A 17,897-nucleotide genomic window follows, 5' to 3' on the forward strand; every position below is an offset into this window, starting at 1 on the left:
TAACACCATGACAGAATATTCTCTATTCTTTTTAATAGTTGTTTTAAATCATTGAAATATATAATAAAAAAGAGCCAATCTCCAACACAATAGAAGATTGACTCTTTCCTTTATTTACTCCCCTGTTTCAGAAAATCGCTTTATACGTTCACCAATTTCATCACGAACACGTTGAAATTCGGACCACTCTTTTCCTGCTGGATCATCAAATCCCCAATAAACACGATGCACATCCGGCGGAGTAGATGGACAAACAGAATCTGCATGGCTACAAAGCGTAACGACTAAATCAGCACGATTTAAAATATTTGCATCAATTATATCTGATGTTTGATTTGTTATGTCGATATTTACTTCGTTCATTGCTTTAATTGCGTTTGGATTTACTCCATGTGCTTCGATTCCTGCAGAATATACATTCCACTTATCTCCTAAATATTGTTTGCCCCATGCTTCTGCCATTTGGCTTCGGCATGAATTTCCCGTACATAAAAAGTAGATTGTCTTTTTGTTCTCCATGTTGTTTTCCACCTTTATTTTTAAATTTAGACTGATTGATCATTAAAATATTTACGTTTAAACCAAAAAGCAACGTTTACAAGTGCAATCATGACAGGTACTTCAACTAAAGGACCGATAACAGCTGCAAATGCTGCGCCCGAATGAATACCAAACACACCAACTGCTACAGCAATCGCTAACTCGAAATTATTGCTACCTGCTGTAAATGCTAATGTTGTAGTCACCGGATAGTTTGCACCAATCTTTCTTCCCATAAAGAAAGAAACAAAAAACATTACAATAAAATAGATTAATAACGGAATCGCTATTCTTACTACATCTAATGGTACGCTAACAATCATTTCCCCTTTTAAGGAGAACATAACGATGATTGTAAATAGCAATGCAATCAATGTAAGTGGACTAATCTTAGGTATAAAAACCTTTTCATACCACTGTCTTCCTTTTAACTTAACTAGTACAAAGCGCGTCAACATACCTGCTATAAAAGGAATTCCCAAATAGATAAACACTGATTTTGCTACTTCTATCATTGTAATATCGACAATAGCACCTTCAATTCCTAACCATTCTGGAATTACGGTTACAAACACGTATGCATAAACCGAGAAGAATAACATTTGGAATACCGAATTAAAAGCAACTAAACCTGCCGCATATTCTTTATCACCATCAGCTAGATCATTCCAAACAATGACCATTGCAATGCAACGTGCTAACCCAATCATAATGAGACCAACCATGTATTCTGGTTTATCAGGAAGAAAAATAATTGCTAACACAAACATAAGTACCGGACCAATAATCCAGTTTTGTACTAATGATAGAACTAACACTTTTACATCTTTAAATACTCGGCCCATTTCCTCGTAGCGAACCTTCGCCAATGGTGGATACATCATTACAATTAAACCAACTGCAAGCGGAATAGACGTCGTGCCAACTTGTAATGTATTCAGTCCGTCTACTACACTAGGGAACACAAACCCTAAACCAATCCCAACAGCCATCGCTAGAAAAATCCATAGTGTTAAATATCGGTCTAGAAAAGATAAACGTTTCATTTTATTTTCCATCTCCTATTAACAACAAGAATTTTTAACTACTTCATTAGAAGTCGTACAACAAGATGACTCTTCAATTTTGTGAACATCACTATGTGCTTTCGTATAAAAGAATTCCCACTCATTCCCATCAGGATCTGTTACCCAAAACTTATCTTGTACTGCATAGCAACAAGTCGTATCCATCTCATCACGCGCGAAGAAACCTTCTTTTTCTAATCTTTCTTTATGTAATGTAATTTCTTCAGCTGTATCCACTTGGAAACCGAAATGATTTACCTGATTTCCCTTCACTTCATCTCGTACGTTCAGCGTAAAATTAAGTCCTGGCGTCTCTAATAAAAATTTTGCATAATCCGTTTTCACTTTAACTGGTGATACACCAAATACTTTTTCATAAAATTCAATGGACTTCTCTAAATTCGTAACGTTTATACCAACGTGAACATATCTCATACCTTATTCCTCCTCTTTACATATCATTAATCAATTTTTTTTGATTAATAAATTAAAATTTTAACAGCAGCTACCTTTGCCTGTTTTTCTAAAGATACAACACAATTCTTCTGATAATAAATTATTCACTTCCGTATCATTTAAATCATAATAACTCCACGTACCTTTTGTTTCTTTTACAATTAAACCTGCGTCTAATAAAATCTTTAAATGATATGACAGCTTAGATTGCGTCATTTCAAAAATCTCTGTTAAATCACATACACACGTTTGGCCTCTCTGACAAAGCTCATACATGATTTCTAGACGTTTCTGATCCGCCAACGCTTTAAACTTTTTCTCATAGAGCTGAAAATCTTGTACCACTGTAGTTCACTTCCCTTCATCAACTTTTTTTGATGTTTTTAGTATATACGTAGATGAGTTCTATATGCAACTTGTTAATCAAGTTTTTTTGATTTATAAAAAAAACTTCCTCGCATCATCACTTTGCTACAACTAAAAAAGACCATAGCCTTTTCAAAAATGAAAAACTATGGTTCTTTTTACAACTTAATAGTTACAACATTTCCGAGAAATGGAGTCTCTATAACTATTTTTAATTTTAATTTGATCATTATAGAGTAGTGCCCCGTCACCCTCAATCTAAGAAAAACAAATACCCCAAAATGAGAAAAATCGATATAACTCTTGTTTTTGGTGCATATTCATAAAAAGCACGTTACCCTTTCTCATTAACATAAGAGAATAGTAACGTGCTTTTTATTTCAAAAATAGTCTAAATCCTTAAGTTGATGGTTGTGGGGCGGGACCCTAATAAGAACGGTATCTAAGGTTGTATGAGTGGTGTTCGTTCCATTCCAAAGGCCTCTGCCGACGATTAACTCAAGTACCGGTTTCGGATAACCCCCATGTGATGAAGCTCGTGTCCTGCAATGCTGTACGCGAGGGCGCGCGCCGTAATGCTTAGGTTGTTGGCTGTGCCCTTGCGGATCCACGCCTCCGCTGGTAGCCCGCGCAGTAATGTAATCGTTGATTGCCGTACGGCCCGGTAGTCTTCGGCCAATTGCGCGGTTGTCCAGCTTCCGAAAGGAGGTATGAATAATTCCTGATCGAAACCGGTCAAAGGCGTCTGGTCCCCTCTTGCGAACCGGAGCAGGCGGTAGGTCATGACGCGTTCCGCGTCTGTAATGTGGCCCACAACTTCTTTCAGTGTCCATTTTCCTTCCGCATACCGATATGCGGCCTGGCTTTCGGTCAACGATGCCAGGAGTTCGGTCATTTGCTTTTCCTGAGCGAGCAAAATGTCGATGATGTTACCGTCTGGCACCAAACGGATATATTCGCCGGAGCTCCCAGCGTATTCTTCTTCTGACGGTCTTTGATTCATGCGTAGTCACCTCTTTATGTATATATAGAAAATTATAGCACTCGTCTATGTCTAATCAATTCGTGAAATGATAAAACTTCCCTTCTAATAAATGAGGATAAGCAACTATTTAGTCGGTCGCCACACTATCCTGATTCGTTAGCACAATAAGCAATGCTAATCAATAATGCATAAAAATTAGAAGTTATACAATATTTCAAAGTTATGAATATATATTAGTTTATTCCACAACATACATAAATACATTTTGTCGAAACTATTAAAAAGGTAAATTTTCTCTAGCTGGAGAATTAATAATTGTTTTACCAATATGTAAACATCTCAATTTAAAACTAAAGGAGAACAAAATGGGAAAAATAATTGTATCGATGTACCTCTCACTAGATGGTGTCATGGAGGAACCAGCTTGGACTTCTCCATACTTCAATGAAGAAGTAGCAAAGTTTCAATCCAATTTACTGTTTGAAAGTGAAGCTCTTCTACTAGGGCGAGTAACCTATCAAGGTTTTGCAGCTGCCTGGCCTTCTATGACTGATGAAGAAGGTTTTGCTGATAAGATGAACAGCATTCCTAAATTTGTTGCTTCAACAACTTTAGAAAAAACCGAATGGAATGCAAATCTTATCAAGGATAATGTTATAGAAGAAATATCGAAACTGAAGGAACAGCCCGGTCAGAACCTTTTAATCTATGGCAGTGGTGATCTTACACAAACATTAATGCAACATGACCTCATTGATGAATATCACTTTATAGTCAATCCCGTTATCGTAGGAAGCGGAAAGCGTCTCTTTAAAGACCAGAGCAATACAAAAGCATTAAAACTTATAGAAACAAGAACGACCAGTTCAGGTGTCGTTATTCTTTCCTATCAGCCGGAGAAAAAAGAATAATTATTGATAAATTATATAAACAAAAAAACTCATCAGAATAAATCCTGTTGAGTTTTTTCAAACAATGGACAAAACTTTTTTACATCCTGGCTCACTAGGATGTAACCATGAAGCATTTCGCTCAACACGGTATTGTTAATTTTGATGCTGGGCAATTCTCTGTTGAATTGAAAAAAGTACCATATGATAACGAAAACTTTATAAATCAATACTTAAAGTTACAAATTCCAGATTATAAAACCATTTTAAAGATTTTTTATGGGAAGAACATATAATCTAATTAAACTAGTAGCTCTATTGACTTCCGAGTTTAATGATTATATAAGAGGAACTAAGATTTTGCACTATCTATAAAACAAAAAAGACGTTATCCTTTCTGTAGAATTATAGGAAAGAATAACGTCTTTTATTCATTTTAAGAGTATTTCTTTTTATTAGCTTAAGAGCGATATGGCTGTACTCCTATAATAAGATCGGGTTTTAAAGGGTCTTTTTTATCGTAATATGTATTATTGTAATACGTATTATTGTAAAATATTGTATATGATTATTTTTTTAGGAGTGTTGAGACATGAGATATTTGATTTATGGAGCAGGAACAATAGGTACAGCCTATGCTTGGTTGTTATCACACCAGCATGAAGTAGACGTTTATGTGAGAAACGAAGATAAAAAAAAGGAATTTCAAAAAAGGAAACTGTATGTAAAAGATCTGCGTGTAAAAGAAACAACGTACAGCGAGAAAAATATTTCTGTAAATTGTATAACAGAAATAACTAATAAATATGATGGTATTTTAGTAGCTGTTAATCGGTATCAATTACGTAACATACTCCCACAACTTAATTCTTTAAAAGAAAACACTAATTACTTTGCTTTCATGCAAAATAATTGGAATATAAAAGAAGACTTGGAAGATTACTTTAGTGATGAAGAATATATTATAGCATTTCCATCTTCTATAGGTGGAGGACGTGAATCTAATAAAACAGAAATAATTATCTTTGATGAAGCAACCAGATTAGGTGGTTCAACTAAAGGAAGTATAAATAATATGGAGGAATCGCTAAAAAGAGTTAATATTAAAACCAAGTTTGATAAAAACATATTTGATTGGTTAAAAGTTCATTATTTACAACAATCTATTACAGCAGGAGCGGTTCTTGAAGCCGGTTCATATTTAAAATTTGCAAACGATTATAAAAGCGTAAAAAAAATGGTTTTAGCTTTTAGAGAAGGAATCAATGTATGTAAAGCTTATGGTGTACCCACAAATAAAATATTTCCGTCTAAATTCTTTAACCTTCCCCTTTTCATAGTTGCACACTTAATACAAAAAATGTTTTTATCTGAAAATACTATGGAAATGGTGGAAAATCATATGAAAGAAGGCTTATCAGAATGGGTATATGGATATAACGAAGTATTGAAAGAAGGATTAAAAATGGAAATATCTATGCATGATTGGGCTTCATATGAACCATACATTATGTCATGGCTCAAAAAATCTTAAAAACTTCGATATTTCATTTTAATGTTTCACATTATTTTACATAAATGATATCAAATTTGATAGGGCAAGACAAGAATTCGTTCTTTTTTGAGTCACTCACAAAAAACCAAGGTAAATCCAATCATTTTGTCGAGTTTTCCTTGGTTTTTAATTAATGAAAAATTTTATATCTCTACTGTTACTCATAAGAATTCAGGTCATTTTTTTCGTTTTGGGATATTTGCTTTTCATAGCTTGATAGCGATGGGGTAGGACCCCAAAACAGTACGATTTTATTTCAAAGACACAACGATCTTACTACACACTTTTTATTTATCCCACACTCTCATCTACTAGTATTACTATTTTTTATTACTAATGTTGCCGTTTCACTCGGATGGCTAAGAGGAAAATGATGGCCATATGGAACAAAATCAACCTTACCAAGATGCGATGGAGCAGAATAGGCTCTGTCATAATCCCCCCAAATAATGTGAAGATTATACTTTGTTACTTCATTGGAATCACCTTGATCGTTTTTCAGTAGTAAACTGTTAAGCTGAACCGTAGTATTTAAAATTCTAGGAGAAGTAAAACTTTTACTTATTTTTTCAATATAATGTTCAGGGATGCTCTCCGTACTTTCAAACAAACCATTACTTAATAAATAACGCCCTATCAAATTAGTAGTTGCTAATTTTAATGTCCATTTGTTCATAAATTGAGGAACATTTAGCGATTTAGCATTTTTTTTAGCAACAGGTGGCTGAAGTAAAGTGATTGCATACTTCTTATCTATGTACTCTTGTACCAATGCTTCCAGAAGAAGAAACGCACCGAATGAATGTCCAATTAGATGTGCACCATTCGTAGCTTTCTCCAATAACTTTTTCACTACATTCAAATAGATATCTAGAAGATTTTTCTCTCGTTTAAAAGGAGAACGTCCCAAACCTGGAAGATCCAAAATCCATACAGGTTGACCAGTTTTTTCATGAAGCTCTTGTGCTAAAGGAAATAAATCCTCTCCATCACTCAATAAACCATGTAATAAAATAAACGGTTTACCCTTTCCTTGTAATTGGTAAAGGGTAGTGTTATCGCATAATGTTCGTTTAAATAAATGATTATGCCGGCCATTTTGATACATCATTCGATAATCCAGATCAGCTACTACGGCAGGGAAAAATTTCATTACACTCGTCTTCTTAAACCAATCTCCTCCCATAATTTTTTTCGCTGAAACATTTGAAAATTTTTGTTTTGTAATAAAATTCAGTCCATCAGAAGGAATTTTTGTTATTTTACTTCCTCCACTATTCATAATTGCTTTCATAAATGGCATTGGAACAGAGATTTTTGGTGCCCTCATATTCATACTTTCCGACATAATACTTAATAATTCAGCAATGTTTTGATCGTGCTGTTTGTCTTCAACAAGTGTATATGTTTGAAGAGTCGGTTGCTCCAATCTCAAAACCTGCACAATAAACTTCGCAAGTTCATCGTTTGAAATAAGTGGTAACCTATATCCCTTACCTCCAGGAATCACTGGCATGAGCCCTCTTCGCATACTCATCACAAGCAAACCTAATCCTGCTATCTGCTCTGTACTTCCTGTTTTACTACTACCGACTACAGTTGGCGGATTAATTACAGAAAGCGGGTAACCTACTGCTGATGCCTGCTGACGGATATAAAGATCTGCTAAAAATTTTGTTCTCTCATATGGATTTTTTATTTTCAAATAATTGTTTCCTTCTTTAAACACATCAATTGCAATCTTGCTATTTTTATCATCAAAGGGACTCATATAACCTACAACATGAATAAATTGTTGCAAACCCTTCAATTGATGAATACTTTTAGCTAATTCACTAATATGTTTGGCGCCATTTAAAAATACGGAAGCTGCCTCTTTACTTGTCGCTTGAATATCCATGGGGCCTCCTGCGTGAATAATCACATCCGTTTTCAATACCCTCTCCTTATCTTCACCACTTAGACCTAAATCTATTTTCGTCAAATCACCTTCAATAAAGTGCATAACATCCTTTTTTAAGATGTCTCTTTCTTGAAAAATGCTTGTTGCTTTACTTTTCGACCTCACTAAAAGAAGAATTTTAACATCCTCTTTGGCTAATTCTTTCACTAATTGCTTTCCAATAAAGCCTGTTCCACCAGTTAAAAATACTGTTCTCATATAAGATCCCCTTTTTAGTACTACTTAGTACTAATTTGATGTAAAAAAAATGCTTCTTTTATCGAAGCAATTTTAAAAAATGATCTGCTGTTTTCGTGATTACAGTTGCATCCTTCAATGTTTCTGAAATAAATAACGCCCCTTCAAGATTTGTAATAAAAAGTGATGCAACCTCATCAATATGAATCGTATTTCTGAATTCTCCATTCTCTACCCCTTGTTTAAGTAATAGAGACATTTTCTTTTGTAATCCTGTAAAAAAAAGACCTATTTTTTCTTTTATTTGCGTGGCCTGTGTAGGACTTTGAATATAAAGAGTAATAAATGGACAGCTTCCCTTATACTCTCTCGATTGAACTCCTTGTGATAATTGCTTTAAAAACAGTTGGATACGATCTTCAACTAAAAATTGGTTCTGAGAAATTACGTCATCAATTGCAGATTGATACATTTCAATCCAATAATCAACGACCGCTTCTAATAATACTTCCTTATTAGAAAAGTGATAATACACATTAGACTTTGAAACTTTGCTTACACGTACCAATTCATCCATACTTGTATAAGCAAACCCTTTTTCTAAAAATAATGTTGCAGCTACTTCAATCACATGTTTTTGATTCATTAATTTTACCTTTGTCATAATTAGAACTATATAGTACTAATTTAAATATCGCAAGCATTTATGTTAATTTTTAAAAAAGTTTAATTAAAAAAGTTCCACTAACATTGATTTTACTGCAAAAAAATCTTATTTTGAATAAAGTTGAACTGAACCCCGAAATTGTTCATTCACTATTGTCTAATAGAGGTCACCATACATACCCATCACAACTTTAGAAAAAGAAATACCCCCAAAACAAAAAATGAACGGCTTCTCAGAATAATTATCTGTAGAGAAAGAAAATTTTAATTTAGGGGGATATGAAAGTATTAGCTTGATGGTGATGTGGTGCTCTCCCAATATGTAAATAAAAAGTAGGAGGAGCCTATATTAACAGACTCCTCTTTAAAATAGCCATTCTATACATGTTAGAAATAAATTCATTTTATTAATAATGAATATTCACCGTTTTTATCATCGAATTTATATACATTTAAATAATATTTACCTGGTTTCGCTGCGAATTTCCCCTTTATAACATTTCCTTCATCTTCACCACAAGCTACATAATTTTGCATGTCTGATTCATGATAAAGCACCCATGTCATCCCAATATTTTGTTCATTTACCACAGAAATATCTACTTCTTTTGGATCTGTAACATTAAACGTATAAACATCTGTTTGATCAGGAGTAATCAGATTTCCTTTTACAAGCGTATTAAACGGGAGTACCTTCTCCTCTTCATAAGATTCACCTGTTTGCGGATCTTGTTTTACAGTAACTTTTGTTTGTTCTTTGCTTTCTTTTCCTCTACTATCTTTTACTGTTAGTTCCACAGTGTATGTTCCTTTTTCTCCATATACATGGGTAGGATTTGCTTCTGTACTTGTAGTACCATCTCCAAAGTTCCATAGATAAGAAATAACTTTTCCATTTTCACTTTTTGTACCATCGCTATGAAATTGAATCTCTTCATTTACTATCCCACTGTATGGTCCATTCATATTTACTGTAGTAGTTGTTTTTTCCTTTTCCTCTGTTGCAACACCATGAAAAACAATATCATATTCAAACTGGTTAGCTGCATTCACACGATAGTTTACAAAATAGGCTGTAACTGTTTTATAACCACTCCAACCTTTTTGGGATAACTGCTCTAAAGTTTGGTTTACTTGTTTACTCATCGCTTTCCAATCTTCAGACTCACCTTTTGATGTACCACCTGTGTACTTGCCTTCCACGGTAAATGTATTAAAGAATTGCGACTCATATTTTGTAATTTTGGCATCTTTTATATTTGCTACATCCACAATTTCGTTTTTCACTTCAGCTAGCGGCTTTGGTGCGTGTTGAATTAAATAATCATTTGTTACTTGCGGTACATTATATTTTTCTTGATTATCAATCAACTGCTGCATATACGCTTGATATTCTGCATTCAATTGTGTATTGTTGCTCAATGATTCACGATATGAGTCATAATTTTTCACATCGTTTGTACGGATTAAATCTTGAAGCTTATCAAATGTTTCAAATTGATGATTATACAAATATGACTGTAGTGCAAAGGAATACTTATAAAAGTCCCATGATCCATATTTTGAGAACAAAGTTTGCTTTGCTGTATAACGGCTTGCTGGATTAGATGATAAGCCACTTATCATACTTTTACGCGGAACAACATTATTTGTACGTGTAGATCCTGCAAAAAATTCTGCATTTCCTTCTTGGAACCAAGTTAATCGTTCATTTTGATACATTTCTCCGCTTCCAAATAAACCAGGAACCTCATACCTTCCTTGTAAATAATGAGTGAATTCATGACGGAATAACTCTTCTAAACTATAAATACTCTGCTTTGGCGTACGCTCATATGTAAAGAAGGTCCCCTTCTCTTCAATATAAATTCCACCGTTGTTTGTTTCATATCCATATAATTGTCTATTTAATTGATATTCATCTGGATTATTATAAATTACTATTGTTAGTACATCATCAGCGTTACCTGGTTCTAGCGCTTTATCATTACCAATTACACGGTGATATTGTGCTTTTACTTCTTTGGCTGCCCAATATAATTTCTTAATTTTTTCTTCTGTTACTTTATCTCCCGTCTTGAAGACAATTGATCCGTCATCAAATGTATATGTTTTAGGTAAGTATTGTCGTTTCCCTTCTTCACGTATTTTCTGTAGATCTACTGCATTTCCACTATAATCTTTTCCACCATAGTTTGTTTTCATTTGTTCTACTGCTACAAAATAAGGTCCACTTAGACGAGGATACAAGCTCATCGCTTGTGTAATAACTTCCAATCCTTTGTATGGATTACTATGAAATTTCCCTAAACGACCTGCATAATAAATGCCATTATTAATTAGCCAACTATTTTCATTTGTTATATTCCCCACGAGAGCAATTCTATTAACCTCATTTATAAAGTTATCAATCTTTCCATACCACATTGTTTCATTAGGTTGCTTATTCGTATCCTGCAAATAAGACTGTATATCATAATCAATTCCTTTTACAATTTCATATACGGCTTGTCCTTTCGCATAATCGCTTTCATACGTAGAAAGATTATCATTATATTGTTTTAAAATATTTACCGCATACTGTACTGTTTCAGTATCACTAGAGGCATTACCAATTAATTTTCCATACGCAGTTACGACTCTATCTTGCTCAGCTGTACCTAATTTGAAGTTTGGATTTTTCGCAATCGCTTTCAATGCGGGTAAACACTTGTCATGGAAGCTTCTCTCTTTTAAGTAACTTAATTCATTATTATAATATCCCACATAAAAAGCAGAACGTAATACTTCAACAAATGTTTCAATGCCCTTTGAATTTTCTTTCGTAAACGTCCTTCCTCGTTGTCCTAATTCATTAATGATAACGTTCATGCGTTCTTTATTCTGATAAAATGCTTTCGTATCTTGATTGAATTGAAATAAATCCGTAATTTGATTCCAAGAAATTTTTGATAATGTATCAATGAGTTCGCTATTAGGCATTTTATTCAGTTCTGCCAAAGTATAGCTTTGCTTTAATTGAATTTCATCACGTTTCATAACCGGAGTAGGACGTTGTGAAAAATCTCCTATTTTTAAACGCTCTTCAAAAGTCAAAGTTTCGTCCGCTTTTGTAGCATGTACAATTTCATCTTTTGAAGTTTCTGTCCCCATTGGTTTCATCTGTAAGATATTATAGGGTGCTGTTTCTTCTGCTGATACCTGTGTTTGAATACTTCCAAATGATAATGCCATTGTACTAATCCCAATCATCATTTGGGTGAATTTTAAATTCTTGTTCATTACATTTCCTCCATTTATATATTCCATCCAAAAATATAACATTTTATCTTAATAAATCATTATAATATGTATTATTTCATATTTAATTACATGAATTTCCCTATAAACTGATATTAAATAAAACATTATAGAATTTTTTTCTTTTTTCATTCTTACTCATGAATTGGGTATATCTTTTGTTTGAAATTTACGGGTTCATCGCAAGAAACCAAACTCTCTGGCAAGATTTCGTAAGATATTTAGCGATAAAAATCTTTGAATTTCTTAAGTAAATAGTTGTAATTCATCGGATACAGAAATAGACATACAAAAACGTCATCCTTTCTTATTAATTTTACAAAAAGAATAACGTATTTTTTCATAAAAAATACTCGTCAAAGTGTAAAACAAAAAGGCTATCTCAGCCCTTTTTGTTTTATAAATCCTCTATATTATATTCGGTATATCCCTCATGATAGTAAATAATATTAATACTTTTCATGAATATTTCATGACTATTTATTTCGTCTACTAATGCATTTTGGAGTAAATGCTTAATTTCAATATCTTTAATTGGGCTGCGTTCCATTGCAGTAAATAATCTTCTTTATCAATTTTATTGCAGTCGACCACCTGATGAAGTTCATTTTTAAAGATTAAATCTAGCCATATTCTATTCTCTCTACCGTTTCCTTCTCTAAAGTGGTGGCTATATATATATTCATTTCAACTTAAAGAGAGTCTGTGTTTTGGCACAAGCTCTTTTTTATTGCATTTCAAATATATTCAACAAGGTGAGTCTTTTTCAATTACAGCAATATAGAAAAAAAGTCTGGTTCTGATATAAAAACTTCAAAATAACCGCAATTAATCTATAAAACTCGGACATACTAATGAAGAAGCATTCAAACGAATCTGGGCTGTTTAAATTTGATTATAAAACTATTTTTCTCTAGCAAAATAAAGCAAGGCTATGGTCGGAAAAGCGATTCCTATCCATAATGTTAGATTCCATCCTCCTAAGGCATATGCCCATCCTCCAATAAAGGATCCAACAGCACCTCCTAAAAAGAAAATAGCCATAAATAGTCCATTTAATCGACTACGAATTTCTGGACTCAACGAGAAAATTAAACGTTGGCTAAGCACAAGGTTTGCAGATACTCCCATGTCCAACAGAATTGCAGCAATTACTAAAACAGCTATTCCAAAGGGCGAGCTACTTTGAATAAAAAGTGGGAGTATTAAAGAAATAATAACAACAGTGAGAGCTATCCCAGTGGCGGGTCGTGTCCAGCCAAGATCAGCTAGACGACCACCTATTGGAGCGGCTATTGCACCTGTAATTCCGACAAGTGCATATAATGCTATGGCAGTCTGAGAAAAATGAAAAGCAGGACTAGATAATAATAATGGAACAGTGGTCCAGAATAAACTAAAAGCCCCAAATACACAAGCATGATAAATGGCGCGACGGCGTAAAATTGGAGTAGTACGTAGCAGTTGCCACATTGAATTAAGTAAGGCTATATAATTTGTTTTTGCCTTTGGTTTCCTAGTAGGGAGTACTTTCGATAATACAAACGCTAAAACAATAATTACAGTAGCAGATAAAGCAAATATTGCATTCCATCCCCACATATCGGCTACTAGACTAGAGATCGGTCGCGCAAGCATAATACCTAATAACAGACCACTCATGACATTGCCAACTACGCGACCGCGTGCATTCTCAGATGAAAGATATGATACAAGAGGTACGAGCACTTGCGCTGCGACCGAACCCAGTCCGATAAAGAATGAAGCAATTAACAACAAGGTTGCGCTTTTTACAAAAACCATAGAAATGAGTGCAAATGCACTTAAAAATAACAATATAAGTATCAATTTTTTATTCTCAACAATATCCCCCAAAGGCACAAGAAATAATAAGCCAACAACATATCCAATTTGAGTTAGCGTTACAATTAATCCAGCGCTACTATTAGAAAGCCCAATTTCATTACTAATTAGCCCAATTAAAGGCTGTGCATAATAAAGATTAGCCACAATAATACCACATGCAGTTGCTAAAAGAATGATTAAACCTGATGAAATGTCCTTATCAATTGCTTTATTTTTAAAATTAGACATAAGTATTTCCTCCCATACTTTTATTTCAAAATTACTAAATCACTTTGGCAAGTACTACTGCGATGCCATTTTTTATTGTAATAAATTAAGTCTGAGCTAATTTCCATTCTGCTTTTAAAAGGTCCAATTTCCTCTCTTTCCCCCCCTTTTCTAAATGTTTTTTAGCAATGTAATTTGTGATTTTTGGAACCTAAATATATCCATACCATTACAAGATGTTAGTTAATTAATAAACTGAACGTACAGTTCATTAATTAACTAAAATATATACTAAACGTTCAGTTTTGTAAATAGGCTATTTCGTTTTTTGTTCGTATTAAGTATACTAAACGTATAGTTTATGTTTTGAAAGGAATGATTAATGTGCAAAGTAAAAGAGGTCGACCACGTAATATTGAAACCCAAAAGGCCATCCTTTCTGCGTCCTATGAGTTATTATTGGAAAGTGGCTTTAAAGCAGTCACAGTCGATAAAATTGCAGAACGTGCTAAAGTCAGCAAAGCTACGATTTATAAATGGTGGCCAAATAAGGCTGCTGTGGTAATGGATGGTTTTCTTTCTGCTGCTGCTGCCAGATTGCCTGTACCTGACACAGGTTCAGCGTTGAATGATATTTTAATTCACGCCACAAGTTTAGCCAATTTTTTAATCAGTCGAGAAGGAACCATTATCAATGAGTTAGTTGGCGAAGGACAATTTGATTCGAAACTAGCAGAGGAATATCGTGTTCGATACTTCCAACCACGTCGACTGCAAGCAAAGCAACTTCTGGAGAAGGGAATTAAAAGAGGAGAATTAAAAGAAAACCTCGATATTGAATTAAGCATCGATCTCATTTACGGACCAATTTTTTATCGTTTGCTAGTAACTGGTGAAAAGTTGGATGATTCCTATGTACATGATTTGGTTATAAACGCCTTCGAAGGGATACGTTTGAGGTAATTAACATATAAACAAAGATTTAGATTTCCACTGTTTCCTATACTGATGTAACTAGTATTAACTTGGTAAATAAAGTATCTAATGTTTTAAAACTGTTGTATATGGGGTTTTCCCCCATATGCATCAGTTTTAAAAAAGGCTTAATCTACAAGCTATTTTGATAACGTAGTATTAACACATCCAAGCTTTATTTAATACCGTTTTTATCATTAGCAAAAAACCCTGATTTTTGCTAACACAATTAAGTCTTATTGCCGTTCTTGTTCCATTACTACAAAGACCCAAGTTCCGCTATGATATATTGGAATGAAGTGAAAGATAACATGTTTGTAATAAAATTGTGTACAATGCTAGGATTACCAAAATTGACATTCTATCTTTTGAAAACACAGCGTAAGAATCTATAACAAAATAATGAATCTTGCAATAAAGATGTATCTTATTATGCGATATTACGATTTATTATCGTGAATACATCATAAAACCTAACAGATGTAGAACAGTTCATGAAAAATCAAACTACATACACTTTAAAGCTCTCTCAAGTCTTGTTACTCTTTCTCTGGTTTCCCGCATATTATCGCCCTTAACTTTTCAAGTAATTGTAATAATTTCTCTTTCTCTTGAAATTCTAAAAGGGATAAGTATTTAGCAATATGCTCATTACGAGCGATAATAGTTTCTTCAACTACAGATTCTCCTTTTTTTGTTAGTTCAATGATAACGGCGCGGCGATCTTCTCTATCGTGATAACGATTGACTAATCCTTGTTCAATTAATCGATTAATTGTAACTGTAATTGTACTTGGCTTTACATTCATTTCTCTCGCCAGCTCACTTGCTCTTAATGCACCGTAATAGTTTATAATTTTTAAAATATAAAACTGTGATGTTGTAAGTTTTGGTACTGGTATTTGCTCAAATAACTCCATTTGCATTTTCTTTCCAATGGAAATTACCATTGCTTGAATTTTATCAAGATTATTCATTTTATTACCTCTTTATTTTAATCAGTCAATTTTTAATAAAGTTAAATATTTAACACGCGTAATTTCTTACCTATAAAAAAATCGTCAATCCTTACGTAAAAAGGTTTGCTGATGCTCATACTTTTGAAGTAGTAATAAATTAGAATATTTTCCTTCTCCATAACGCCAGCGCTATCCATATAATAAAAATTATTGATAAAACAATTGTTTCCCCCCATGAAGTTTGAGGTATAGAGACATTCATTCCAAAAAAACTAAATACAAGTGTTGGAACAGTTAAAAAAACGGTGAATAAAGTGAGAGTTTTCATGATATTATTCATCTCATTTGAGATTACCGATGAATATGAATCAGTTATACTGTCCAAGAGAGTCAGGTCGGAGAAAAGTTTATATGATAACTGCGGAAGGAAGTGCCATTTTGAAAATGGAGCAAAATAGGCTATTACATATTTTATCCCTGTACGAAGGAAGTGAATCGAATGAAGAAAGCTAAGATATTTTTTGATATAGAAAAAGAGGAGCAATGGCTGAATGAGCAATTACAAAAAGGCTATCGTTGTACAAATATTAGTGGATTAGGAATATACACTTTCGAAAAAACCGGCAAGAGATATGTGATGCGACTGGATTATCAAGATTGCAAGTTCTTCTAAAAATACAGGTGTAATATATCGTTGTAATTCTTCCGCAAATGGTTGTAGTTCTTCTTGAAGCGAGAGATTCATAAGAAAATGTCATCCTTTCTAGTCTAGCTTTTTTAGAAAGAATAACGTTTTTTTACACTTAAGGGTAGTGAAAATTCTTAAGTTGATGGGTATAGGGTATCGCCAGTATTTTTGAAAAAACCACGCTAAGCAAAATATTAGTAACATTAAGTTATGACACCGTTTGTTATAAAAAAATCCCCAAAAGCCGATTTCTAAATTAGGAAACCGACTTTAAGACATCTTATTCAATATTTAATAATCGTTTATATCTTTCTATTCTTTCCTTTGCTACCCTTAATCTTTCGTTTTTTAATAAACTCTCATGCCTCTGTTGTGATGAAAAACCAGTCACTTCGAGAATATTTATTTCAACATTAAAATTCCAATCATTTATTTTATAATCAATGGGATACTCAATTTGACCAATATCCTGTTCAGCGTCTACTGCTATATATTTACCATCTTTTAAAAAGAACTTATAGCTTAACCCAATTGTATATATCCCTAACAATTCTCCTAATTCAGAATGCGTTATCTTTAATACCTCTCCACGCACTTCAATGTCCTCATTGTTAATTAAATTATTTGCAAATGATTTTTTATCTTTAACAAGATAAAAATAATCAGTGTTACCTACAACTATAGTTTGATCTAATTCATACCAACTTGGTTTCCAGTTAAAAATCATAATACAACACCTCTAAAAAGTGATTATTCAACTACTTAGGGGACTGGTGGCAAAACGCGGATTTTATACGCTAAGATAGTTACTAAAAGTAAAATGTAATATTTACTACTGTAAAAAATAAATAGTCCCACGCAAAAGATGTTAATTGACGTAAAATTCGTTATAGGAAACTAATTTTTAATATTAAAGCAAACTCTTCCCCGAACAGAGAGGAGTTTGCTTTTTTCAACACTATAAAAACAATTAAATTGCTTGTTTCTTATACTCATTAATGTATCTGAACAATAAGGTTGTACCCGCTATATTAGATACAATGCTCACTCCTAACATTACAGCCCATGTAACATTCTGAATGTTCATTGTCAAAGTTAACATGAAAAAGCACATACCAACCGCAACAAACAAGAAACCTAAAAGCTTATTCATTATCTTACACCTCCTCTTTCATTTTAACATTATAATTAAACGATATCTCGCGTGATTTTGAGTGTATATGGTATTCATGTTAAG

General features: G+C 33.3%; 16 protein-coding genes and 4 pseudogenes. 6 read left to right on the plus strand and 14 right to left on the minus strand.

Features of this window, described 5'->3' with window-relative positions:
- Positions 1 to 114: 114 nt before the first annotated feature.
- From arsC to NST14_RS15865, 5 genes are all read right to left on the minus strand, one after another.
- A complete protein-coding gene (arsC, locus tag NST14_RS15845; protein ID WP_163257972.1) occupies positions 115 to 519 on the minus strand; it encodes an arsenate reductase (thioredoxin) in 405 nt (134 codons plus the stop codon).
- Between the two features lie 26 nt (positions 520 to 545).
- The gene (gene arsB / locus NST14_RS15850) at positions 546 to 1,586 is read right to left on the minus strand and encodes an ACR3 family arsenite efflux transporter (protein WP_000826568.1); all 1,041 of its coding nucleotides are present in this window, start codon (positions 1,584 to 1,586) and stop codon (positions 546 to 548) included.
- Between the two features lie 18 nt (positions 1,587 to 1,604).
- Complete coding sequence (locus tag NST14_RS15855) at positions 1,605 to 2,042, minus strand: ArsI/CadI family heavy metal resistance metalloenzyme (RefSeq protein WP_229142794.1); 438 nt, start codon at positions 2,040 to 2,042, stop codon at positions 1,605 to 1,607.
- Positions 2,043 to 2,102: 60 nt separating this feature from the next.
- Positions 2,103 to 2,408, minus strand: coding sequence for an arsenical resistance operon transcriptional regulator ArsR (arsR, locus tag NST14_RS15860; RefSeq protein ID WP_001982246.1), 306 nt, complete (start codon positions 2,406 to 2,408; stop codon positions 2,103 to 2,105).
- Positions 2,409 to 2,922: 514 nt separating this feature from the next.
- The gene (locus NST14_RS15865; RefSeq protein WP_001076313.1) at positions 2,923 to 3,432 is read right to left on the minus strand and encodes a DinB family protein; all 510 of its coding nucleotides are present in this window, start codon (positions 3,430 to 3,432) and stop codon (positions 2,923 to 2,925) included.
- Between the two features lie 347 nt (positions 3,433 to 3,779).
- On the opposite strand from NST14_RS15865, the gene NST14_RS15870 reads away from it, so the two are divergent.
- The 3 genes from NST14_RS15870 (at position 3,780) to NST14_RS15880 (ending at position 5,838) form a co-directional block, all read left to right on the plus strand.
- Positions 3,780 to 4,325, plus strand: coding sequence for a dihydrofolate reductase family protein (locus tag NST14_RS15870; protein WP_229142795.1), 546 nt, complete (start codon positions 3,780 to 3,782; stop codon positions 4,323 to 4,325).
- 107 nt (positions 4,326 to 4,432) lie between these two features.
- On the plus strand, positions 4,433 to 4,600 hold the full coding sequence (locus NST14_RS15875; protein WP_162837235.1) for a hypothetical protein: 168 nt from the start codon (positions 4,433 to 4,435) through the stop codon (positions 4,598 to 4,600).
- 296 nt (positions 4,601 to 4,896) lie between these two features.
- Positions 4,897 to 5,838, plus strand: a complete 942-nt coding sequence (locus tag NST14_RS15880) for a ketopantoate reductase family protein (RefSeq protein WP_001269750.1) — start codon at positions 4,897 to 4,899, stop codon at positions 5,836 to 5,838.
- Positions 5,839 to 6,163: 325 nt separating this feature from the next.
- Here NST14_RS15880 and NST14_RS15885 read toward each other — a convergent pair whose 3' ends face one another.
- The 5 genes and pseudogenes from NST14_RS15885 to NST14_RS15905 all read right to left on the minus strand — a co-directional run bounded on the left by NST14_RS15885 (position 6,164) and on the right by NST14_RS15905 (position 14,059).
- Positions 6,164 to 8,020, minus strand: a complete 1,857-nt coding sequence (locus NST14_RS15885; protein WP_048556938.1) for an alpha/beta fold hydrolase — start codon at positions 8,018 to 8,020, stop codon at positions 6,164 to 6,166.
- A gap of 58 nt (positions 8,021 to 8,078) precedes the next feature.
- The gene (locus tag NST14_RS15890; protein ID WP_229142796.1) at positions 8,079 to 8,645 is read right to left on the minus strand and encodes a TetR/AcrR family transcriptional regulator; all 567 of its coding nucleotides are present in this window, start codon (positions 8,643 to 8,645) and stop codon (positions 8,079 to 8,081) included.
- 419 nt (positions 8,646 to 9,064) lie between these two features.
- On the minus strand, positions 9,065 to 11,947 hold the full coding sequence (gene colA, locus NST14_RS15895; protein WP_001038986.1) for a collagenase ColA: 2,883 nt from the start codon (positions 11,945 to 11,947) through the stop codon (positions 9,065 to 9,067).
- Between the two features lie 415 nt (positions 11,948 to 12,362).
- A pseudogene (locus NST14_RS15900) lies at positions 12,363 to 12,637 on the minus strand (protein adenylyltransferase Fic); the annotation flags it as partial.
- 231 nt (positions 12,638 to 12,868) lie between these two features.
- Positions 12,869 to 14,059: an MFS transporter gene (locus tag NST14_RS15905; RefSeq protein ID WP_048556936.1), complete on the minus strand. Its 1,191-nt coding sequence runs from the start codon at positions 14,057 to 14,059 to the stop codon at positions 12,869 to 12,871.
- 363 nt (positions 14,060 to 14,422) lie between these two features.
- Between NST14_RS15905 and NST14_RS15910 the strand changes: the two genes are divergently transcribed.
- Entirely contained in the window at positions 14,423 to 15,001 is a 579-nt protein-coding gene (locus tag NST14_RS15910) for a TetR/AcrR family transcriptional regulator (RefSeq protein WP_001190900.1), read from the plus strand.
- A gap of 551 nt (positions 15,002 to 15,552) precedes the next feature.
- Here the strand turns inward: NST14_RS15910 and NST14_RS15915 are convergent.
- A complete protein-coding gene (locus tag NST14_RS15915) occupies positions 15,553 to 15,990 on the minus strand; it encodes a MarR family winged helix-turn-helix transcriptional regulator (RefSeq protein ID WP_048556935.1) in 438 nt (145 codons plus the stop codon).
- Positions 15,991 to 16,129: 139 nt separating this feature from the next.
- A pseudogene (locus tag NST14_RS15920) lies at positions 16,130 to 16,360 on the minus strand (CorA family divalent cation transporter); the annotation flags it as partial.
- Here NST14_RS15920 and NST14_RS15925 point away from each other — a divergent pair.
- A pseudogene (locus NST14_RS15925) lies at positions 16,360 to 16,485 on the plus strand (PadR family transcriptional regulator); the annotation flags it as partial. The pseudogenes NST14_RS15920 and NST14_RS15925 sit on opposite strands and share 1 nt — an antisense overlap.
- Positions 16,472 to 16,630, plus strand: a pseudogene (locus NST14_RS15930) (DUF2812 domain-containing protein); the annotation flags it as partial. The pseudogenes NST14_RS15925 and NST14_RS15930, both read left to right, overlap by 14 nt.
- A gap of 310 nt (positions 16,631 to 16,940) precedes the next feature.
- Here NST14_RS15930 and NST14_RS15935 read toward each other — a convergent pair.
- Positions 16,941 to 17,387, minus strand: coding sequence for a hypothetical protein (locus tag NST14_RS15935; RefSeq protein WP_000577089.1), 447 nt, complete (start codon positions 17,385 to 17,387; stop codon positions 16,941 to 16,943).
- A gap of 243 nt (positions 17,388 to 17,630) precedes the next feature.
- Complete coding sequence (locus NST14_RS15940) at positions 17,631 to 17,813, minus strand: hypothetical protein (protein WP_001037653.1); 183 nt, start codon at positions 17,811 to 17,813, stop codon at positions 17,631 to 17,633.
- Between the last annotated feature and the right edge of the window lie 84 nt (positions 17,814 to 17,897).

The organism is Bacillus sp. FSL W8-0519 (assembly GCF_038005585.1).
Lineage (GTDB): Bacteria > Bacillota > Bacilli > Bacillales > Bacillaceae_G > Bacillus_A > Bacillus_A paranthracis.